The sequence below is a fragment of the Planomonospora sp. ID67723 genome (assembly GCF_015711605.1).
In the GTDB taxonomy this organism is placed as follows: domain Bacteria; phylum Actinomycetota; class Actinomycetes; order Streptosporangiales; family Streptosporangiaceae; genus Planomonospora_A.
In genome coordinates this window covers 1616652-1637255 of the sequence record NZ_JABTEZ010000002.1, presented here as the reverse complement: position 1 = coordinate 1637255, position 20604 = coordinate 1616652, and the positions used below count along the sequence as shown (strand labels likewise).

17 protein-coding genes and 1 pseudogene are annotated in these 20604 nt (G+C 68.1%); 7 read left to right on the top strand and 11 right to left on the bottom strand.

Annotated features, from left to right (window positions below):
• Positions 1 to 9: 9 nt before the first annotated feature.
• The 7 genes and pseudogenes from HS041_RS19945 to HS041_RS19915 all read right to left on the bottom strand — a co-directional run bounded on the left by HS041_RS19945 (position 10) and on the right by HS041_RS19915 (position 7306).
• Positions 10 to 1248 (bottom strand): Dyp-type peroxidase, encoded by a 1239-nt coding sequence (locus HS041_RS19945; RefSeq protein ID WP_196442158.1) that lies wholly within the window; start codon positions 1246 to 1248, stop codon positions 10 to 12.
• Complete coding sequence (locus HS041_RS19940) at positions 1245 to 1838, bottom strand: copper chaperone PCu(A)C (RefSeq protein WP_196442157.1); 594 nt, start codon at positions 1836 to 1838, stop codon at positions 1245 to 1247. Before HS041_RS19940 ends, HS041_RS19945 begins: the two co-directional genes overlap by 4 nt.
• A gap of 553 nt (positions 1839 to 2391) precedes the next feature.
• Entirely contained in the window at positions 2392 to 3744 is a 1353-nt protein-coding gene (locus HS041_RS19935; RefSeq protein WP_196442156.1) for a PepSY-associated TM helix domain-containing protein, read from the bottom strand.
• A 216-nt stretch (positions 3745 to 3960) separates the two neighbouring features.
• Positions 3961 to 4506 (bottom strand): hypothetical protein, encoded by a 546-nt coding sequence (locus HS041_RS19930; protein WP_196442155.1) that lies wholly within the window; start codon positions 4504 to 4506, stop codon positions 3961 to 3963.
• Positions 4507 to 4639: 133 nt separating this feature from the next.
• Complete coding sequence (locus tag HS041_RS19925) at positions 4640 to 5917, bottom strand: FAD-dependent oxidoreductase (RefSeq protein WP_196442154.1); 1278 nt, start codon at positions 5915 to 5917, stop codon at positions 4640 to 4642.
• A gap of 167 nt (positions 5918 to 6084) precedes the next feature.
• Complete coding sequence (locus HS041_RS19920) at positions 6085 to 6396, bottom strand: hypothetical protein (RefSeq protein WP_196442153.1); 312 nt, start codon at positions 6394 to 6396, stop codon at positions 6085 to 6087.
• Positions 6397 to 6507: 111 nt separating this feature from the next.
• Positions 6508 to 7306, bottom strand: a pseudogene (locus HS041_RS19915) (SDR family oxidoreductase).
• Positions 7307 to 7692: 386 nt separating this feature from the next.
• Between HS041_RS19915 and HS041_RS19910 the strand changes: the two are divergent.
• On the top strand, positions 7693 to 7917 hold the full coding sequence (locus tag HS041_RS19910) for a hypothetical protein (RefSeq protein WP_196442152.1): 225 nt from the start codon (positions 7693 to 7695) through the stop codon (positions 7915 to 7917).
• 44 nt (positions 7918 to 7961) lie between these two features.
• Complete coding sequence (locus tag HS041_RS19905; protein WP_196442151.1) at positions 7962 to 8174, top strand: hypothetical protein; 213 nt, start codon at positions 7962 to 7964, stop codon at positions 8172 to 8174.
• A 267-nt stretch (positions 8175 to 8441) separates the two neighbouring features.
• Here the strand turns inward: HS041_RS19905 and HS041_RS19900 are convergent, their stop codons facing one another.
• Entirely contained in the window at positions 8442 to 10085 is a 1644-nt protein-coding gene (locus HS041_RS19900; protein ID WP_196442150.1) for an ATP-binding protein, read from the bottom strand.
• 492 nt (positions 10086 to 10577) lie between these two features.
• On the opposite strand from HS041_RS19900, the gene HS041_RS19895 reads away from it, so the two are divergent.
• The 3 genes from HS041_RS19895 to tcmP all read left to right on the top strand — a co-directional run bounded on the left by HS041_RS19895 (position 10578) and on the right by tcmP (position 16423).
• Positions 10578 to 13118 (top strand): ATP-binding protein, encoded by a 2541-nt coding sequence (locus HS041_RS19895; RefSeq protein WP_196442149.1) that lies wholly within the window; start codon positions 10578 to 10580, stop codon positions 13116 to 13118.
• Positions 13119 to 14033: 915 nt separating this feature from the next.
• On the top strand, positions 14034 to 14165 hold the full coding sequence (locus HS041_RS39395; protein ID WP_255529980.1) for a hypothetical protein: 132 nt from the start codon (positions 14034 to 14036) through the stop codon (positions 14163 to 14165).
• Between the two features lie 1073 nt (positions 14166 to 15238).
• Complete coding sequence (gene tcmP / locus HS041_RS19885; RefSeq protein ID WP_196442148.1) at positions 15239 to 16423, top strand: three-Cys-motif partner protein TcmP; 1185 nt, start codon at positions 15239 to 15241, stop codon at positions 16421 to 16423.
• On the opposite strand, the gene HS041_RS19880 is transcribed toward tcmP, so the two are convergent.
• Positions 16409 to 17161, bottom strand: coding sequence for a DUF5131 family protein (locus HS041_RS19880; RefSeq protein ID WP_196442147.1), 753 nt, complete (start codon positions 17159 to 17161; stop codon positions 16409 to 16411). The two genes, tcmP and HS041_RS19880, sit on opposite strands and share 15 nt — an antisense overlap.
• A 92-nt stretch (positions 17162 to 17253) precedes the next feature.
• Here HS041_RS19880 and HS041_RS39390 point away from each other — a divergent pair, with 92 nt between their 5' ends.
• Together HS041_RS39390 and HS041_RS19870 are read left to right on the top strand one after the other, a co-directional pair.
• Positions 17254 to 17505, top strand: a complete 252-nt coding sequence (locus tag HS041_RS39390) for a helix-turn-helix domain-containing protein (protein WP_307845409.1) — start codon at positions 17254 to 17256, stop codon at positions 17503 to 17505.
• A gap of 88 nt (positions 17506 to 17593) precedes the next feature.
• A complete protein-coding gene (locus HS041_RS19870) occupies positions 17594 to 18526 on the top strand; it encodes a DUF3644 domain-containing protein (protein WP_196442145.1) in 933 nt (310 codons plus the stop codon).
• A gap of 33 nt (positions 18527 to 18559) precedes the next feature.
• Here HS041_RS19870 and istB read toward each other — a convergent pair whose 3' ends face one another.
• Positions 18560 to 19357, bottom strand: coding sequence for an IS21-like element helper ATPase IstB (gene istB / locus HS041_RS19865; protein ID WP_196442144.1), 798 nt, complete (start codon positions 19355 to 19357; stop codon positions 18560 to 18562).
• Entirely contained in the window at positions 19357 to 20580 is a 1224-nt protein-coding gene (istA, locus tag HS041_RS19860; protein WP_196442143.1) for an IS21 family transposase, read from the bottom strand. Before istA ends, istB begins: the two co-directional genes overlap by 1 nt.
• Positions 20581 to 20604: the final 24 nt, after the last annotated feature.

Sequence of the window (20604 nt, the reverse complement as noted above, 5' to 3'; positions counted from 1 at the left end):
CGGCGGCGGTCAGGACAGCAAGGTCTCGCCGATCCAGCCTCCCTCCGCACAGCCCGGCGGGATGGCGAACACCGCCGAGCCGATCGGCGTCGTCCACTCATTCAGTAGGTCGGCCTCAGCCAGACGTTTCTGGATCGGAAGGAACTGCCGGGCGATGTCGGCCTGGTAGGAGGCGAACACCAACCCCGAGTCAGCATGTCCCTGGGAGGTCAGACCCTCGTCGTAGTTGTAGACCCGGCGGAAGATCCGCAAGGCCGGGTCGGTGACATGAGCCCGGCGGATGTGGGCCTGTTCAGCGATGACGGGGAAGCCCACCGGGGTGAGCGTGGCGAAGTCCGGCTCATCGTGTTCCCTCGTTCCGGTGAGCGGGGCACCGGTGTCCAGACGGCGGCCCACGGCGAACTCCTTGCCCACCCGGTCGACGGCGTCCCAGGTCTCCAGCTCGGCCCGGATGCGCCGCAGCACCAGCGTGGTGCCGCCGCGCATCCCGTCGGCCCCCTCGGATATCCATACGGCCCGGTCGAAGTCGGCCGTCCCCGGCGCGGGGTTGACGGTCCCATCCAGCTGGCCCATGACGTTGCGCTGGGTCGTCCCGGGCGCCTGCGCATGGGCGGCGCGCCGGAAACCGCGCTGGAGCCAGCGCGCCCTCGCGAAGGAGCGGGCGTCCTTGACCGTCATGCGCAGCGCGTGCGCTACGGTCAGGGCGTCGTCGGCGCAGATCTGCACCAGCAGATCGCCGCCGCTCCACCGCTTTTCCAGCCTGTCGATCGGGAAGGCGGGCAGGGGCGCCACCGATTCGGGCCGCAGGTGCTCGGCCTTGGCCGCGGTGAACAGGCCGGGGCCGAAACCGAAGGTGACGGTCAGCCGGGCCGGGAGCGCGGCCAGCTCCGGTTCGGTGTCGGCCAGCGCGGGGGCGCCCTGCGTCAGGCGGCGTGCGTCATCGGTGAGCAGCCTCATCAGCCGCACCACGGCCTCCCGGCCGGTTCCGGGCAGCAGGTCCAGGCCGACGAAGACGGCGTGGGTCTGCGGTGGCGTGGCGACGCCCGCCTGGTGAGCGCCGTGGAAGAGCTCGACGGCCGTGCCCGAGGAGGCTGCGAAAGAGGGGGCGGCCGAGGGACCTTGTCCGCGCGCGGCGGCTGCCTGCGGCGCGGTGAGCGCCTCGGGTGAGCACCCTGCCGCGACTCCGGCCGCCACGGTGGCGCCTCCCGCCAGCAGCCCCCGCCGGGTGATCGAGGGACCGGCCGTCACTGGTCGTCCTTGCCGGTGTGGCCGCCCTTGTCGCCGCCCATGTCCATGCCGGGCTGGTAGTCCTCCTCGCCGCCGGCGAAGTCCTTGCCGACGGCGGTGAACTCCAGGATCGAGCCGTCGGCGAGGGTGAGGGTGAAGGCGACCTGCGCGCCGGGCTTCACCTCTTCGGTGACGCCCATCAGCATGATGTGGTCGCCGCCGGGCTGCAGGGGATGCGTGCCGCGCGCCGGAACGACGAAGCCGCCCTCCTTGGGCCGCATGACCATCTTGCCGCCGGAATCGACGACCTCGTGCAGCTCAACTTTCGGTGACAGCGGGGAGGCGCCGGAGACGATGACCACGTCGGTGCCGGTGGTGTTGACCAGGGTGCCGAAGGCGGCGGTCATGCCCTCCTTGGTGGTCTTCACCCACGGGTCGGTGATCGTCAGCGGGGATGAGGCGGTGGAGGTCGAGGGGGCTGCGGATGGCGTGGCCGCGGCGGACGCGGTGCTCGCGGGTGCGGCCGAGGTGGTGGTCTGGGAAGCGCATGCGGTGAGCGCCACCGCGGCGGCCAGCAGGGCGGCAGCGGAACGAGTGCGGCGAGAAAGCACGCTGAAAAGCCTTTCTGGTGGTACGACAGGCCGCCATGGAAAGAGGGGCCGTGCCGGAAAGCGACGTCAAACGGGTCGAATTCGCCGGGCCACGACACCGGCGGCCCCGGCGGGCATGCATAGGCCCGCGGCAATGCGAAACCGGCCTCCGGCGATCCGAACGGTCAGCCGAAGGCGGCGTCGGCCCGGCGGGGAGGGCCACGCCGGTGCACGGCGTGACGCAACCGGACCGAGTGCCATGTCCGGGGTCCTGTCGCGGGGACGGCGAAGGACGGTATCCGCGGCGAGGAGGCGCACCTGCGAAGGAGAGGGCGCAGCCGGAGCGGCAGCCGCCGTAGCAGCGCCCGCCGCGCCGCGCACGCCGACGGAGCCTCCGGCCAGCAGGTGCGCCGTCACGCTCAGCCCGAGGCAGAGCGCGGTGAAGACGGCAGCGCGGAGGAGGCGGAAGGACGGGGAGGCGGCCATGACGCGATCATCCTTCCGTGCGGGGTCGACGCCTTGGTGTCGGGACCGGTGCGGTGCCGGCGTGCAAGCGGTCAGGGGTTGGACGGACTCAGCCGGCCGCCTTAACCCTGCCGAGGACGACGTCGGCGAGCAGGAAGGCGAGCAGGGAGAGGCCGAGCAGCGGGATGAACACCCCGACCGCGATCACCACTGCCGCCGCGGGCAGGAGCACCGCCAGGGGCACGTCCCGCCAGCCGCCGCGCGCGTAGGGGGCGGCGAAGCCGCGGGTCGGGCGGCGCTGCCACCACATCCGGTAGCCCCAGACGATCATGAAGATCGCGCTGAGTGCCAGCGCCATCAGCAGGAGCTGGTTGGCCAGGCCGAACAGCACGCCCATGTGCCCGTCGATGCCCCAGCGGATCAGTTTGGCGACCAGGGGGAAGTCGTCGAAGCGCAGTTCCCCGGCGACCCGGCCGCTCGCCGCGTCGATGGCGACCTGGTCGTTGCGCTGCGGCCACTCGCGGTCCATCTCCTTGACCGTGAAGGCGGCGCCGGACTCGGCGGGCCAGACGATCTCCAGCGGACCGGACAGCCCGGCGCCGTGCGCCGCCTGCACGATCCGATCGGCGTCGGCCTCGGCGGAAGTGCCAGCGGAGTGACCCGCATGGCCCGAGTGGTCCCCGGCGGAGGCGGGCAGGGCCGGGGTCGTCCAGCCCAGCGCGGTCTGGATCTTGTCGACGTTCGCCCCGGCATACGCCGACCAGGTCAGCCCGGTCGCCGAGAGGAAGAGCAGGCCGATCGTGATCCACAGCCCCACCGAGCCGTGCCAGGACAGGGTCCGCCGCAGGCCGTGGACCCTGCGGTCGGGACGGAAGGTCCGGCGGCGGTGGCTCAGCCAGAGCACCGCGCCGCCGAGCGCGACCACCCAGAGCCAGCTGGCCGCCAGCTCGCTGTAGAGGCGGCCGGGCTCGCCCAGCTGCAGATGACGGTGGAGGGTGGAGATCCAGGCGCGCACCGGGAGCGCCCCCGAGCTGCCGTAGCTCTCCAGCGCTCCCCTGACCTCGCCGGTGTAGGGGTCGACGAAGACCGCCAGCCGGGTGCTCTCCGGCAGGCCCGGCACATCCAGCAGGACCCGGGTGGTCTCCTCCGGCTCGGCGGCGGGCCGCAGCGCGCCGATCGTGCCCTGCGGATGTGCGGCCCGGGCGGCGGCGAGCTGCCGGGCCAGCGGGAGCCGCTCCTGCCCGGGCGGCACGGCGCCGACGGTGAGCTCGTGGGAGTAGACCGCCTTCTCGATCTGGAAGGAGGCGGCGTACAGCAGGCCGCTCGTCGCCGCCACCAGCAGGAAGGGCGCCACCAGGATGCCCGCGTAGAAGTGCAGGCGCAGCACCAGCGCGCGCAGCGCCGGCCAGGGGGAGGGCCGGGATGGTTCCACGGCGGGCTGGATCTGGACGTCAGACGTCATGAGGTTCTCCGTTCACGGAGCGGCGCGCTCGTCAGGGGGTACGCGCCGTTCCGGCGTGGGGTTCGTCCGTTCGGGAAAGCCGCGGCCGGCGGTGCGAGAGCACAGCGGCCCGGATCGCGGCGGGTGACGACGGCCGCGACGGCAGGCGGCCTGCGGGCGTGCCCGCGCCGGACCGGACGAGGTGGACGTCCGGTCCGGCGCGTGCGAAAGCCCGGATCAGATGGCGGAGAACCCCACCGGCGGCCCGCGCCGGGAGACGGCCGCGGCGAGCAGCCGGGAGAGGAACGAGGGACCGTCCTGCTCGGTGATCGGCCGGGTGACGTGCCCTGCCGCGGGCGCCCGCCACACCAGCAGGATGAGGACGGAGGCCACCAGCAGGCGCAGCAGCGTGGCCAGCGCGCTCTCACCGCGCTCCAGCCAGTAGGCCGACAGCAGTGCCGTCACCGCGTGGGCCAGCAGCATGGCCACGTCCGCGGCCAGGCCCCCGTGCCCGTGGGCGGGGACCGGCGGCTGCGCCGCGGCCGCGGCCGCGGAGAACACGTGATGCAGGCCGTACTGGGTGGCGAAGGCCGCGGTGAGCAGGACTCCCAGACCCTGTTGCCGCCGAGCCAGCACGAACGCGCCAGCGCCGACCGGTGTCACCGCGGCGGCAAGGACGGCCGGGTCGACGGCGGCGCCGCCGGCCAGCACGTGCATGCCCAGTGACATCAGCACGCACACGACCGCGAATGCGGTGGCGCGCAGCAGACGCAAAGCGGGCATGCCCCCATCGTGGCAGAGATCGCCGAGCATGCCCAACCTGTCGAGCCCTTTGTGAAGACCCTGGTGATCTCCACGAAACTCAACGCAGTTCAGCGGTTCCCCGGTAAACCGGGGGATCGAAACCAGGCTCTGATCAGCGTTGCTCCATCCGCCGCGCCAGGTGAGCGCTGATGCGTCCCGCTGCGAAAGCGGTGCCGGCGACGAAGCGCAACATCGGCCCGAACATTGGCGCGGCCAGCGACCCGGCGAAGTACAGCCCCGGGAGCGTCGACTCCAAGCTCCTCGACAAATGCGGGGCCCGGGAACCGGGCACGCGGGCCACCCGCCGGCGTACCGCCTCGGACAAAAACCCCAAAGCGTCCAGGTCGATGCGATAACCGGTGGCAGCCAGCACATGGTCAACCGTCAATCCGGTCGGCCCCTCACCCTGACCTGCCAGCAGCAGGCGGACCTCAGCCCCGGTCAACGACGCCTGCGTGATGCGGCGTCGGAGATGAACAGGGACGACGCCTTCGACGCGATCACGCAGCCACCACCCGCCCGAGGGCCCCAACGCGCGGCGAAACAGCCACAACCGGGTCGCCGCAGGCAACCGGCGGACCGCGCCCGGCGCCCGGCACACCCCGCTCAAAGCCCAGCCGGAGCCCAGCGGGGAAGCAGGGTGCATGATCCGCTGGCCCAGCGGACGTTGTAGCACCGGGACCGCTCCCCACCGCACCTGAGCACTGCGTACCAGGACATGCGGTTCGGCGCCCGCCTCGTGCAGCAGCGCGGCGCTCTCCAACGCCGACTGCCCGCCCCCGACTACGGCAACGCGCCGCCCGGCGTAGCGGGACAAGTCGGCGTGCTGGCTGGTGTGAGACAGCACCCCACCGGGACCTGCCCCCTCGGGCGCCAGGTGCCGCAGCTGGCGGGGAATATGCGCCAGTGCCCCCAAACCGGTGGCCACGACCACGGCAGCGGCCTCGATCTCCTCACCGTCCTGCAGGCGCACGGTGAAGCCGGCGTCTTCCTGCTCGACGGCCGTTACGTGTGTCGCTTCGACCTCACCGACGTATCGGCGGGCGAACCACATGCCATAGCCGACGAACACCTCGCACGGGATCGGAGTCAGCTCGGTCAATTCCGGCTCGCCCGATTCTCTGCGGAAATCCGCCAATCTCCCACCCGGCACCGGGGCCGACAGATCGGTCGCCTGCGGAGTCGACTTCAAGAACATGCCGGTGGCCATCGCGTGCCGCCAGCTCCCCATCGTTTCCCCGAAAACCCGCACCCGGACCCCGGCAGCACGCAGATGTGCAGCCACCGACAACCCATACGGCCCAGCACCGACCACGACCACGACACGGCTCGACCGCCCAGGTGCCTGCTGGGCTTGGCCGTCACGGTATTTCAGAACCGGCTGCGTCATACATTCCCGATCTTCGACACACCCGCCGGGGATGTGCACCCACCTTCGGGGCGGCCCACGAGCAGGTGCCGCATTCGCCGATCCCCCTCGGCACCAGGATGGCGCTCCCCCACAGTGCCGGCGCTCGCTACCACAACGCCGCATCCAAGGCTTTGCCGTCTTCATCCCTACTTCAGGAACGGGGCGGCGCCTGCCGCGATGCCACCGGCCGCCCATATGGAGGCGGACAGGACTGTGAGGGCGGGCAGGCACAACACCAGCGGCGCCCAGGGATGCAACCGCCGCCAGATGGGCCGCCAGCCGGCCGCGGCAGCCATCGCCTGCAGCACGGCCAGAGCGAGGAACAAGGGACGCTGACCGGCCGGGACCGACAACAGCACCTCCGCCGCGGTCTGCACACCGCAGGCGACGACGGCCAGGCCGCAGCCGCCGCCGGGCAGACGCGCCCGGACGACGACGAGGAGATCTGACCTTTTCATGGGTTCCCGTGGCAGTCGCGGGAAAATCCACCGGGCCCAACGCTGACCTGCCGATACCGGTCGCATTTGCGCGGACCGGTGCGGATCGTCGCTGCGGCGGTTCGTGCCGGTTCAGGAGGCGTCGTCGTGGGCGAGGGAAGACGACAGGTCGCGGTGGGCGCCGGCCTGGGCGAGCAGGGCATGGGCCTTCTGCTCGACGGCGCCGACCGCGTCGGCCCCGGCCGCCCAGCGGGCCGGCGGCTCGTCGGAGCCGGCGAGCTGGACCAGCGCCGCGGCGAGCTTGGCGGGGTCGCCGCCCTGCTGCCCGTTCATGCCGTTCCAGGCCGTCACGGTCTGCCGGGTCCGTTCGGCGTAGTCGTCGATCGAGGGGGCGGCGTAGCTGGTCGGCTCGGGGGACAGCAACTCGGTGCGGAAGAACCCCGGCTCGACCAGCATCACGCGGACGCCGTAGGGCGCAATCTCAGGGGCCAGGGACTCGATCCAGCCCTCAACGGCGAACTTGGAGGCGGCGTAGGCCGACACGAACTCCTGCCCGACGATCCCGGCGACCGAGGAGATCGCCACGATCAGCCCGGATCGCTGGGCGCGCATGACCGGCAGGACGGCGCGCGTGACATTGACCGGCCCGAACAGGTTCGTCTCGATCTGGGCGCGGAAGTCGGCGGGGGTGATCTCCTCGAAGTACCCGGCGTAGAAGTTCCCGGCGTTGTTGACGCACGTCGATCGTGCCGAACCGGCCCACGGCCGTCTTGACCGCGGCGTCGACGCTCGCGGGGTCGGTCACGTCCAGCATGGCGACCAGGAGATCGGCGTGCTCTCCGACTGCGGAGGCCACCTTCTCAGGGTTGCGGCCGGTGGCCACGACCGCGTACCCGGCCGCCAGAGCGGCCCGCGCGATGTCCACGCCCATGCCCCGCCCCGCGCCGGTGATCAGCCAGACCTTCTTGCCAGTGCTCTCGGCCATGTCCTCATGCCTTCGTCTCGGAAGTTCGGAAGTTGGGCCCGCCCTGGGCGGCCGAGGCCCGCGGAGGGCTCCGCGTCCCGGCCGGGGCGGCGTGAAACCCATGCAACCCGGTACCCGAGCAGGGGAGAAGTCACTGCTGGAAGGTGTACTGGCAGCCCGCCCCTCAGCTTCGGATCCTCACCCAACGCGGCAAGGGTGGACAACCGCGACGAGGTCAAGACGTTCCTCAGTTCCCGCCGGGCCAAGATCAGCCCGGCCCAGGCCGGGCTGCCCGACTCGGGCCGGCGAGCAGCCACTACGCGTTGGGCGGATCACGAACGTACGGTAAGGGCATGCGAAAGATCATTAAGATTCTCGGCTTCATCTTGGGCGCTTACCTAATCATCCGCGCCATCGCGGAACCGTTTGTCATCGACGTATCCGACCCGGCCACGTACCGAAACGACTGGGGCGGTCCTAGCCTCGCCGGGGTACTTGCAGTGCACTGTGGGCCCGGCCTTGTAGCAGCCGCGTTGATGGTGTGGGCACTGATGCGCCGCCGGGTCACGGCCTCGTAGGGGGGCAGACCGAGTTTGGATGGCTGTCCAGAACGGAGGATGCGATGACCGAACCCTCGCCCGAGATCACCGGACCGGGTGGCGTCCACGGTGGCGCCGACCCCGGTGAGGCGTACGAGCGCCACTGCCGCCGCCTGCTGCGGCTGGCCTACCCGCCCCGCTTCATCCAGACGCGGGGTGAGGAGGTGCTCGGCACGCTCCTCGACCTCGCCGAGCCCTTCCTGGCCCGCGCCGGCTTGACCGGCGGCCAGGGCTGACCTCTGCTCGCCACCGCCCCGATCGGCCGGATCGGCCCCGGGTCGATCGCCGGGGTCATGGCAGTGGTCTCCTACACACCCGCCATCCCTGATCCCGACGGCCTGGTCGGCTTCCTCGCCCTGCTCGTCCAGACCACCCTGCTGACCGTACGGCCAGCGCGGTACGACTTGCGGGAGAAACGACTCGCCAGCGGTAGGCATGAGGTGCCCGAAGCGGTCGGCCAGGGGGTTGCCGACATGGATTTCCGCCGCGAATGGCCGAGGCTCTCAGGCGGGCAGGGTCAGGGTGAAGGTGGAGCCCTCGCCCGGAGTGCTGGTGGCGGTGATGGTGCCACCGTGCGCCTCGGCGATCGTCTTGACCAGCCACAGTCCCAGGCCGACGCCCTGGATGGCGTTGTCCTGGGCGTAGCGGGTGCGGTAGAAGCGCTCGAACACGCGTGGCAGGTCCTCGGCCTCGATGCCGACGCCGTGATCGGTGACCGCGACCGCCACCTGCCCGCCCTCCGGTGAGGCGTGCACGGTGATCGGCGTGTTGATGGGCGAGTACTTGACCGCGTTCGACAGCAGCGCGCTGATCGCCCGCACCAGCAGGTCGTGGTCGGCGGTGACGGTCTGCACCCCGGCGTCGATGATCCCTACCTCGATGAGGTGGCTGCTGCTGCGGGCCTGGGCTCTGGTAGCGCGCACCGCGCCCTCGACGGCCTGACTCACCGGCACCGCGGCCGCGTCCACGACCAGTTCGCCGCCCGTCAGGGTGTTGGCTGCCAGCAGATCCTCCACCAGGTTCTGCAGCCGGGCCGCGTTACGCGTCATCGCCTCCAGCATGCGCCGCTGGACGGGGTCGGTGTCGTCGAGCAGCTCCAGATATCCGCTCAACGTGGTCAGCGGGGTGCGCAGCTCGTGGGAGACGGTGGCGATGAAGGCGTCTTTGGCCGTGTCCAGTTCCTTGAGGCGGGTGACGGTCTGCTGCTCGGTCTCATAGGCCTGCCGCAGCGCCTGCTCGGCGCGGCGGCGCTCGGTGATGTCGTGCACGAACGCGTGAAAGGCCCATGTGTTCGCCTCACGGGTGGCCCACACCACGATCTCGATGGGGAACTCACTGCCGTCGGGCCGGGCACCGGCCAGTTCCAGGCGCCGGCCCAGCACGTTCGACTGTCCCGTGGTCAGAAACCGGGTCCGGCCGGCCTGATCGGCTCTGCGGTAGCGCTCCGGCATGATCGTCTCGTGCACCAGCCGACCCAGCACCTGCTCACGCGCACGGCCGAACATGTGCGCGGCCGCGCTGTTCCACTCGGTGATGTGCCCGGCCGCATCGGTGGAGATGAACCCCTCCACCGAGGCGTCGACGATCTGCTGCAGCCGGTCCCGGCCGGCCTGGGCGGTGTCGCGGACCTTGCGGCGGTCGGCCACCCGGCCCAGCTGATAGCCGATGGCCGCCATCACCCGCAGCAGCGGCTCGTCTCGAGGGATCACCTGCTCGGAGAAGAACTGCAGCACCGCCACCACGCCGTCGACCGCGATGACCGGGAAGGCGAAGACCGCCCGCACGCCCGGGTCGCGGCCCCGCAGCAGGCGCACCGCCAGCGGATCGGCGGTCATATCGCGAGACCACACCGGCTCGCCGGTGGCCGCGACCCGGCCGATGACACCGGTCCCGGCCGTGAAGCGGGTGGTGGCGGCGATCTCGCGCAGCACCGGAAAGTCCTCGATCGGCCCGATCCAGATGCCGGCCGAGACGAACGCCTCACCGTCGCCGGCGGGCACGCCCAGGTGTCCCAGCGGCCAGCCGGTCACCTCGCACACCTCCGACAGCGTCGCGCGCGCGGCTTCTTCCAGGTCATCGGTAGCGTTGGCCACCGCGGTGATGTCATCGATCAGTGAGACCAGTGCCATCTCCCGCTGCCTGCTCATCGGTCCTCCGCCCTTTTCCTCAACCGATGCCGCAGCCGACGCGGCCGTCCGCCCCAACCTATCGCTCTCGCATCCGATTGATTACCTGGAGTGATTGATGGAAGGGTGGAGCGACCGACGATCTGTGCGGGTCGGCGAAGATGGCTCGCCGACAGGTCACTGCCCGGTGAAAGGATCTCGGCGCTGCGGTGCGTCGCCAACGACGGTGATCGCCTATGCAACAGGCCGTCGAGCCCGAGCCATCCAGGACGGGATTCGTTTCATGAGGCGCTGCAGATTCCCAAGCAAAGCCTCATCACGCTTAGGCAGGCTCCACCCGGTACGGCCCCGCTCGGCCGACACCGGCTTCCCAGGTCTGGCACCGGACAACGATCCGGGGCTGTCGGGGCGGCTGATCGCCCAGCGCTGCCGGGTGCGTAACGTGGCTGGTAGGCGAGGGGGCGAACCCGGATATACACAGGGCCCGGCGAGGGGCCGGGTTCGCGGGAGGAGATGACGACCATGCCGGCCACCGACCGCATCCACGACGCGCGACGGTTGCGGCTGCTGCACGCCACCGGCCTGCTGGAGGAGAGCGAGGTGCCGCTGCTGGACCGGGTGACCCGGCTGGCGGCCCGGTGGCTGCGGGCGCCGGTGGCGATGGTCTCGCTGATCGAGGCCGATCGTCAGGTCGTGGTCAGCTCGGCCGGGCCCGCCGACCCCTGGCGGGTCGAGCACAGTCCTCTGTCGCAGTCGCTGTGCCAGAACATCGTGGTCGACGACGCGCCGCTGACCGTGGCGGACGCGCGGGCCGATGTGCGCTGGCGCGCGGTCGAGACGGTCTCCGGCGGAAAGCTGACGGCCTACGCCGGGATGCCGCTGCGGGCCGGCGGCGGCCAGGTGCTGGGCGCGTTGTGCGTTATCGACGACCGGCCCCGGCAGTGGAACAGCGAGAACCTGCAGACGCTGGAGGATCTGGCCGCGATGGTGGAGTCGGAGATCGCGGTGCGGCTGGCCCGCACCCAGGCGGTGCTGGACCGGGTGCCGGAGGCGGCGCTGTCCTTCGACGCCTCCGGCGCGGTGACGGCGTGGAACGTCGCAGCCGAGCATCTGTTCGGCTGGTCGACGGCCGAGGCCACCGGCTGTCAGGCCGGCGCGCTGATCAGCCCGCGGCAGCTGCGGACCGGCTGGGAGCAGGTGGTGCGCCGGATACGTCAGGAGAGCACGTCATCCCCGATCGGGCAGCGGCTGGAAGTGACCGCGGTCGACCGGTCCGGGCGGGAGTTCCCCGCCGAGATGATCGTGCAGGTCGACGCCGAGCAGGACGGGTCGCTGTGTCATGCGGTGCTGCACGACATCACCGCCCAGCGCCGCATGCAGATGCTGCGCGAAGCCCATCACGCCGTGGTGCGGGTACTGGCCGACGCGCACTCCAGCCAGGAGGCCGCCGCCGGCGTGGTCACCGCCATTGCCGACGCGCTGGGCTGGACCTGCGGCGAGTACTGGCAGGTCGACCCCGGCCAGAACGGCATCACCCGCACCGCCTCCTGGTGCCGGCCCGGGCGGGACGTGTCGGCCTTCACCAGCTGCGAGCCGCTCACCTTCACCCGCCGCCAGGGGCTGGCCGGGCTGGTGTGGGACAGCGGCCACCCGATGTGGGTGGACGACCTGGCCACCGATCCCCGCAATTTCACCCGCAAGCCCCAGGCGATGCAGACCGGCCTGCACGCGGCCATCGGCCTGCCGATCCACAGCGGCGAGCAGGTGCACGGCGTGCTGACCTTCTTCACCGACACCGCCCAAGAGGCCGACGAGGACCTGGTCGCCCTGCTCGACAGCATCTGCGCGCACGTCGACCGCTACATGGAACGCCGCCGCGCCGAGGAACTCGCGCTGGAGCTGGCCGAAAGCCGCCGCCGCTTCGAGCAGATCATCGCCCAGCTCGACGATGATGTGTGGACCATCGAGATCGGGCCGGACGGCGCGCCCCGGGCGCTGGAGGTCAGCCCGAACCTGGCCAAGCTGCTCGGCGGCCCGATCCCCGCCGGCACCGACCCGTCCGAGCTCGTCATGCGCCAGGTCCACCCCGACGACCGCCCGGCCGTATCCGCCTTCCAGGCCACTACCGCCTCCGGCGGGAAGGCCGAGACCGAATACCGGCTCATCGGCCTGGACGGCGTCACCCGCTGGATCTGGATGCGCGGCATGCCGCGCCGCGAGGGCGATCTGCTGGTGGTTGACGGTATCTCCACCGACATCACCGACCGCCGGCAGCTGGCCGAACAGCGCGAGCGCCTGCTGGCCGCCGAGCAGCAGCAGGTACGGCGGCTGCGTGAGCTGGATGTGATGAAGGACGAGCTGATGGCGCTGGTCACCCACGAGCTGCGCAACCCCATCGGCGCCATCCGCGGCTACGCCGAACTGCTGCTGGACGATGAGACCTTGACCGGCGAGCAGCGTTCCTTCGCCGACGTCATCGACCGTAAAAGCGCCCATCTGCAGCGCCTGGTCGACGATCTGCTGGACCTGGCCCGGCTGGAGGCCGGAGGCCTGGGCATCGACCCGCGCCCGGTCGCGCTGACCGGCCTGCTGCGCGAGACCATCGACGACCACCGGGCCGCGGCCGCGGCCAAGCGGCTGACCATCGTCACCGACCTGGCGCAAGCCTTGCGGGTGCACGCCGACCCGGTACGGATCCGTCAGCTGGCCGACAACCTGCTGTCGAACGCGATCAAGTACACCCCCGTGGGCGGGACGGTCACCGTCACCGCCGCACCCGCCACCGGCAGGGATGGTTGCGTGGGTGAGGAGGTGGTGGTGACGGTCGCCGACACCGGCATCGGCATCCCGGCCGAGCAGTACGGGCAGCTGTTCTCGCGGTTCTTCCGCGCCTCCACCGCCAAAGCGGCCGGGGTCAAGGGCACCGGCCTGGGCCTGGCCATCACCAAGGCCATCGCCGAAGCGCACGGCGGCACCATCACCGCCGCCCCGCGCGAGGGCGGCGGCACCGTCTTCACCGTGTGCCTGCCGATCGACCCATCGTCCGGCCGTTGAATCCGCCTGGCGACAACATGAATGTTCATGCAGGCAGGCGCATACTTGACCGTGGTGTGGAGGAAGGTCCGGCGCGACGCTCTGACGGAACAGCGGCGGAGCAGAGGCCGAAATCGGGCTCTCACGCCGTGATCAGAAAACCGGCCATTCTAGCGAACGGGCAGGCCGGTGACCGCGCGGCCGATGATCAGGCGCTGGATCTCGCTCGTGCCCTCGAAGATGGTGTAGTTCATCGACCCACGCTCCGTCCACCTGCGAAAATACGCCGATCAGCACGCTGACCAGCATTTACACCTTCAGTCGCCACCCATGGGTATGCAGTGTCTTTCACCCTCTGGCGGAACAGCGACGGAACAGAAACCGCTGGTGATCTTCACTCTGGATCCACTGAGGCGGCTACGTAGCGTGATGGCCGGCTTCGCTCCACACAGATCCCGAAACTTCAGTCACGGCAGTCACTGGCCACCCGTACGCACCGATGCCCACCCTCTAGTGCCCAGCTGATGAGACTGCACCGATCTCCCTCGACACCGGCCAGTCCGTCGATCCACTCCGACAGGAACGGGCGATGGCCTGGCCACTCCTGGAGTGCGTAGGTTCGAATCCCCTGCGTGGACCGGACCAGATCTGCGCTGCCTCTACCAACATCGATGCACCTGAGGAAGCTGACCGTCACCGCGAGCGTCGGTCTTCCAACCTGACCCTCACCCGTCACACTCCGCGCTCGCGCGGCCGTGACGGGTGAGGGACCATCCGCCACGGCTTTGATCCCACCCTGTAGAGGAGGGCAAGACCCCTGAAGGAGCCTACGAGCGCCCCGCCCCGCCCCGCAACCCAGCGTCGATCACACCTTCTACGACCGAGCAGGAGGTACACGGCAAGCCGGATGCCGAGGAGCAAACGACCGCGCCTGCCGTGGAGAGGTTCATCGCCCGCACCCTCACCACCTTCATGATGCTGATCGCGCTGCTGGCCTTCGTCTTCAGCTTCGGCAACGTCTGGCACCTGGCGTTGATGCTCGGCGTCCCGGCGTGGATCGCACCCTGATCGGATCGGCCGTGGGCCTATCGGCAGTCGGACTCCTGCTGGGCATCCAATACGTCTGTCTTCGCAGCCCGAGTCCGAACGGACTCCGGTCGGCCCGTGCCCTGCTCATCTTCTCCGGCCTGGCCCCCTCGGACTCAACGTCGCCGAACCCCTCTCCTGCGGCCGGTACGGCAAAGCCGCCGTCAATGCCGTTGCCCTGCTCCTCTGATCGGCTGGTCCGAAGTCGGACCCGGCCTGCTCCGCCAGATCTACGCCGTGCGGTCCGACTACACCACGGTTTCCCAAGCGGACTCCCCCCAGCTGCAACGACCACCGGGAGTCCGACTCAACACACCAACTGGAACAACGCACCACCCGTCACCGACCTCCACGGAATGCAACAAAGATCGACCGAAACGCCTCAGAGCCCGACTCAGCCCTGTTGAAACGTGCTCGTCACATCAACAAACTGCACCATGACCAGCACGGCTGTCCCATCTCCGCCGACAACCTCCGTCGTGAACTAGCCATCAGACAGCCAAGGCCCGCATCCTTACTGCGGCGCTTCGTATCGAGTCCGGCTCAGCCACATGAACCACATTGGCGGCGTAGAGCGGCGCCCTCGAAAATTGAACGCATGTGCGAGTCCGTCATTGTTCACAGTTCTGCCCGGACTCTCACCTGCTACACCCATCCAGTCTCCGCCCTGAGCCAACGGACCCGCGCTCCGGGCAAGGAGGATCTGGTCCGAGAGAAAGCCACCCACCACTCGGTATGCCCGACAGGCGGTCCGACAGACCAGAGACGAGCACCAAGCTCGCCCCCCGGCCACCTATATAACGACACTACTACACTATCGAACATATGATCCAGAAAACCTCAACTATCTCCATTGTCAAGGGCGAATCATGACAGATGTATGAACAAATATCGAACGCACCTGACCCAGACAGGCTCTTCTGCGAAGTTCAGCTCACCTATTCCCGCACGTTGAGGAACACAGGTACCGTTTAATAACCTTGACGGAAACACCGACCTCACGTACTGGTAGAGCGCGGGTTACCTGTTGTAAACGACGTGAGTCGGGAGAGTTTATGTCGACGGGCACATCAGGCGACCTACTTGACGATCGCAACAAGCATGCCCAGTCAGTCTTCAAGCATGAGATACTGCGTCACTACATCAAGCCCTTCATCGCGATGCCCGGTAGCACCGCAGCGGACAACCGTGTTGTCATTCTCGATGGGTTCGCTGGCAGGGGAAGGTATCCCGACGGAGAACCCGCCTCCGCCGAACTCATTCTGCAGGCAATCAGAGAGCTTCAAGCATCACGTAAGGTAACCGGCTTCTTCGCCGAGAAGGAGCGAGTGTCGTTCGAGAGCCTGAGCCGGGTGGTGCGAGAGTACCAAGCAGGCGGTCTCGACGTACTCGCTCTTCCGGGCAATGTAGAAAACCATCTAGATAAGGTCGTAGCCGCCGCGATCGGCGTCCCGCTCTTCCTCTTCCTGGATCCATGCGGCGCTGGTCTCCCGTTTGAACGGCTCCGTACCGTCCTCAGTGGGCCGCGGCGCGAAAACCGCCCACAGACGGAAGTGCTCCTCAACTTCAGCGCTGACCTTTCCCGCCGAACTGGCGGGCTGCTGAACAAGAATTCGGATGCGGAAGCAGCCTGGATGGATGACGCATGCGGCGGTCCATGGTGGCGAGATATCGCCATGAATGCACTACGCGCGTCAGAGAAGGGAAGCTTCGAACCCGTAGTCCATGCTGTGGCGGAGGAGTACGCACGACGACTCGCAGAAGTTAGCGGCTCCTTCCCTATCGTGGTGCCGGTGCGCCGGAGGCTTCATCACCAGCCCATCTACCATTTGATCTTCTTAACGAGAAGTCCTTATGGGTTGTGGGTATTCGCCGATGCGGTAGGCAAGGCGAGGGCGATCTACCTTCGGCATCTAGGGCAGCTGGACGATGACGAACCTGAGATGCTCTTCACTCCGGCAGACGACATGGAATGGCTGATCGAGCGTGAATGGAACAAAGCCATAGAGATCGTTAAAGGCAATATCCGAAATCTTCTTCGGGCCAGGAAAGGTCAACCGTTCAAGCTTGTCCAGGAGGCCAAGGCCGTATTCGGCAGTTCGTACGGCTTTGCAACTGAGTCCGTAGTAGTCGCAGCTCTCCAAGCTCTCGTAGCCAGCCGGGAGGCGGTCATCGTCGACCCGGGAAAGCGTCTGCGGGAACGAGTGATCGGGGCTGCGTCGCCACTACGAGCCGGCTAGCGAAAGGGCTGGCATCTCGTCCCAGGAGCGACCGTCAAGCTCGCGTCCTCCGCGCTTCGGGGTACGCCCACCCCACTGCTTGAAGAAGAAGGGTGTGCCCGATGCCACGCATCGATCCCGGATCACGCTTACCCACGCGGGATCGAGCGGACGATGACCCGGGCCGGACTCCCCGCCCGCTATCACCCAGTCGATATCAGTGAGATCAAGACCAGGCAAAGGACCGAGAAGCGGTTCGCATGATAGAAATCGCACCCGTGCGGGGGTGGCTCGAAGGTCATCAACTCGGTAAAGAACATCGCCACTCTCTACCGAGACCCCCATCCAGAGATTGTCCGGCCAGTCGAGCCGGTCTGCGATCTTCCGAAGGCGGGCCGACCGCTTTGTAAGCACCTGGTACGTATGCTGGGGCGTATCAGCTATGACTTCGAACACCGCTCGAACGAAGTCCAGCGAAACCCGGGCGTGAAACAGGTCGCTCATCGAGTTGACGAACACCACTCTCGGCGTTCGCCAGCTGTACGGTTGTTGCAGCGCAGCAGGATGCGTGGTTAACCCGAATCCTGGTCCTGACGTCCGCGGGTCACCATCGTTTTGGTACTTTTCCGCCCCCATCGCCTTCAAGCGCTTCGCCAAGGTCAAGGCATAGCAGTTGTCGCAACCGGAAGAAATCCGGTCACAGCCGGTTGTGGGGTTCCATGTGACCTCGGTCCATTCAATGCCTGTCCGCTTGGCCATGGGTCAGCCTCCCTGAACTCCAGACTCTCGCAGCTTCGCGATCTGCACCAGAGTAATGATAAATTTTTATCGGTATTAATTTATCACTGTTGGTGGTCTTGGTGCGCCCTGGACGAAGAAAACGCGAGGTCAGTCGCTACGCCGACCAGGCGGCGCGCCTGTCCGCACAGCTGCGCGCCCTACGCGAGCAAGCCGGCATGACACAGCTGGAGCTCGCCATCCGAGCCGAGGTCTCAGAGTCGACCGTACGGAAGATCGAACAAGGCCAGGTCATCGAGCCCGGGTTCTTCCTGGTGATGGCCCTGCTCAAGGCCCTCGGCACAACACCCGCAGCCCTGGACTGATCAGCTAGAAGGTGATCGCGAGCAGGCTTGTTGACTGTGTGCGCATACTGAGATGCGCAGAGAGAGCGAGTTCGGGATCATATGTGACGTGAAGCTAAAGCAGGAGACCAGGGTGCTGGAGGGGAAGGCACTCTCTTCCTTCCGGCAAGCGCTGACCGCCTTCAACTCACCAGAGGAGGACGGTCGCGCCACAAGAGTCCTACTCTGCCTCCAACATTCGTTCGAGATGCTGCTGAAGGCCACCCTGGTCCAACGCCGAGGTGCCTCCCATGTCTTTGACAGCAAGCTCGGCCGATCGATCGGCTTCGACAAGTGTCTCAACCCGGCGAGTAACGACTCCAAGATCAGGCTAACTACAGGTGAGGCCGGCACCCTGCGTGCGATCGACACAATGCGCGACGACGAGCAGCACTGGTACAACATCGTCCCCGAACAGGTGCTGTACCTTCATGCCCGCGCCGCGGTCACGATCTTTGATGATCTACTGGCCCGTGTGTTCTCAGACCGTCTCGCGGACCATCTCCCGGTCAGAGTACTGCCGCTGTCGACCGAGCCTCCTCAGGACCTGCAGCTTCTCATCGACCGAGAGTACAGCCAAATCCAGAAGCTTCTCACGCCCGGGCGGCGAGTGGGCCACGATGCCAAGGCAAGGATCCGTACCCTCCTCGCACTAGAAGCTCACGTTGACCCAGATGTCCGCGTCAGCGACAAGGACGTTACTCGCGTGGAGAAAGCCATTAAGACTGGCTCACAGAGGACTCAGATATTCCCCAAGTTGAGCAACCTCGGAACCGCCATAGAAGACACCGGCATAACCGTATCTGCCCGAATTTCCAAGGCAGAATACTGCTTGCCCGTCCGCCTCGTAACCGGCGACGAAGCAACAGAAGCTGCCGCCATCCGCGAATTCGATCTTCAGAAGAGATATCCGCACTCGGCTGCCGACCTTGCCAAGAAGCTGGACATAACAGGATGTCAACGACGCTCGAACTCTGACCCCCTACCGACGACTGAAAGTTGACCCCCTGACGCTGATGTTGGTCACGGATTGTCGCTAATGGTCGCTGCCGGATTCGGCCGCAGGAATCCTGCCCAGATCACGGTTCTTCAGCCGGTAACTGTCTCCCTTCAAGCTGATGACCTCGGCGTGATGGACGAGACGGTCGATCATCGCCGCGGCCACCACATCGTCGCCGAACACCTCACCCCAGCGCCCGAACGGCTTGTTGCTGGTGACGATCAGCGACGCCCGCTCGTAACGGCTGGACACCAGCTGGAAGAACAGGTTCGCCGCCTCGGCCTCGAACGGGATGTAGCCCACCTCATCGACGATCAACACCGGGATGCGGGAGAGCTTGACCAACTCGTCCTGCAACCGGCCGCCGGCATGTGCCTCGGCCAGGCGGGCGACCCATTCGGCCGCGGTGGCGAACGCGACCCGGTGACCAGCCTGACAGGCCCGGATGCCCAGCCCGATCGACAGGTGCGTCTTGCCGGTGCCGGGCGGGCCGAGAAACACCACGTTCTCTCTGCCCACCACGAAGTCCAACGTGCCCAGATGAGCGATGACCTCGCGCTTGAGAGAGCGCTGATGATCGAAATCGAAGTCCTCCAGCGCCTTGCGCGCCGGGAAACGCGCCGCGCGGATGCGAGCCTCACCGCCGTGCGATTCGCGGGCGGCGACCTCACGCTGCAGGCAGGCGGCCAGGAACTCCTCATGGCTCCAGGACTCGGCCCGGGCGCGTTCGGCCAGGCGCTCCACCGCCGCCGCCAGCGACGGCGCCTTCAGCACCCGGGTCAGATAGGCCAGCTCAGCGGCGACGTTGCGCGAGCCGGTCGCAGCAGCGGCCATCAGGCCACCCCCTCGATGCCCAGCAGCGTGTCGTAGTCACTGAGCCGCCGCTGCTCGACCTCCAGCTCGGCCGGGGGCCGAGCGGCCTGGTTGACCGAGCGGCGCATCGCCGCCGCCGCGGCGGCGTGACCGGCATCAGTGATCGTCTGGTGGGCGGCCCAGCACCGCTCATGCCGGGCCACCAGACGACCGCCGCAGGTCACGACCACCTGCTCCAGGTCGGCGGCGACCTCGACCAGCCGGCCAATGACCGACGGGTGGACCGAGTAGTCGTTGGAGGCGATGCGCACGTAGTGGTCGCGGGCCAGCCGGGTCGAGCTGCGCCAGCCGGTCACCGGGGCGACCGGCGGCAACGTGACCATCGCGGTCCGGTCGGCGTCGAGGCGGTCGATCGGCCGGCACTCGATGCGCCGGTGATGACGCGCGTTGGCGCGATTCAGCCAGTCGGTCAGCTGGGCGTTGAAGTCGTGCGGGCCGGCGAAGGAGCGCCCCGGCAGGAACGAGGTCTCCAGATAGCCGTTGGCCCGTTCGACCAGGCCCTTTGCCTCGGGATCGGCCGGTCGGCACTGGTGGATGGCCACGCCCAGCGTTCCGCGGAACGCGCTGGCCTCGGTGGTCAGTTGCGGTCGGCCCGCCTTCCACTGCCCGATCGCGCTCTCGTTGTCCCACACCAGCGTCTTGGGCACCGCACCCAGAGCGGTCAGCAGGGCCCACATCCCGGCGAACAGGTCCCCGGCCGCGCGTGAGGGCAGCATGCGGGCCATCAGCCAGCGCGAGTAGCCGCTGACCATGACCAGCACCGGCAGGATCGCCGTCTGTCCGGCGCCCACCGGGATCCGCACCGGCGGGAACCACAGGTCGCACTGGGCCAGTTGCCCGGGCTGATACGTCGTGCGCGAGGCCGGGTCGGCGGGTTTGTAGTGCGGCCGCAGCAATCGGATGCGGTCCTTGAGCACGGTCAGGGAGTTCTGCCAGCCGATCCGCTCGGCGATCACGGTGGCCGGCATGTCCGGGAACTCCTCCAGCAGTTTGCGGATCTGCGGCTCGGCCGCGTCTGCGATCGATCCCTTGCTCGCCCGCCGGTACTTCGGCGGTTCTGTGGCCGCCAGCGCGCGCTTGACGGTGTTCTTCGAGATGCCCATCCGCCGAGCGATCGCCTTGATCGGCATGTTCTCGGCCCGGTGCAACCGGCGGATCTCCGCCCAGTCCTCCACCTTGATCACCCTCCACGATGACAGCGGAGGGGT

What these genes read in the sequence shown, in the direction of transcription:
- HS041_RS19905 (WP_196442151.1), top strand. Translation starts at nt 7,962, where the DNA reads ATGACCGAACCCTCGCCCGAGATCACCGGACCGGGTGGCGTCCACGGT.
- HS041_RS19930 (WP_196442155.1), bottom strand. Translation starts at nt 4,506, where the DNA reads ATGCCCGCTTTGCGTCTGCTGCGCGCCACCGCATTCGCGGTCGTGTGC.
- istB (WP_196442144.1), bottom strand. Translation starts at nt 19,357, where the DNA reads ATGGCCGCTGCTGCGACCGGCTCGCGCAACGTCGCCGCTGAGCTGGCC.
- tcmP (WP_196442148.1), top strand. Translation starts at nt 15,239, where the DNA reads ATGTCGACGGGCACATCAGGCGACCTACTTGACGATCGCAACAAGCAT.
- HS041_RS19900 (WP_196442150.1), bottom strand. Translation starts at nt 10,085, where the DNA reads ATGAGCAGGCAGCGGGAGATGGCACTGGTCTCACTGATCGATGACATC.
- HS041_RS19920 (WP_196442153.1), bottom strand. Translation starts at nt 6,396, where the DNA reads ATGAAAAGGTCAGATCTCCTCGTCGTCGTCCGGGCGCGTCTGCCCGGC.
- HS041_RS19880 (WP_196442147.1), bottom strand. Translation starts at nt 17,161, where the DNA reads ATGGCCAAGCGGACAGGCATTGAATGGACCGAGGTCACATGGAACCCC.
- HS041_RS19925 (WP_196442154.1), bottom strand. Translation starts at nt 5,917, where the DNA reads ATGACGCAGCCGGTTCTGAAATACCGTGACGGCCAAGCCCAGCAGGCA.
- HS041_RS19910 (WP_196442152.1), top strand. Translation starts at nt 7,693, where the DNA reads ATGCGAAAGATCATTAAGATTCTCGGCTTCATCTTGGGCGCTTACCTA.
- HS041_RS19935 (WP_196442156.1), bottom strand. Translation starts at nt 3,744, where the DNA reads ATGACGTCTGACGTCCAGATCCAGCCCGCCGTGGAACCATCCCGGCCC.
- HS041_RS19895 (WP_196442149.1), top strand. Translation starts at nt 10,578, where the DNA reads ATGACGACCATGCCGGCCACCGACCGCATCCACGACGCGCGACGGTTG.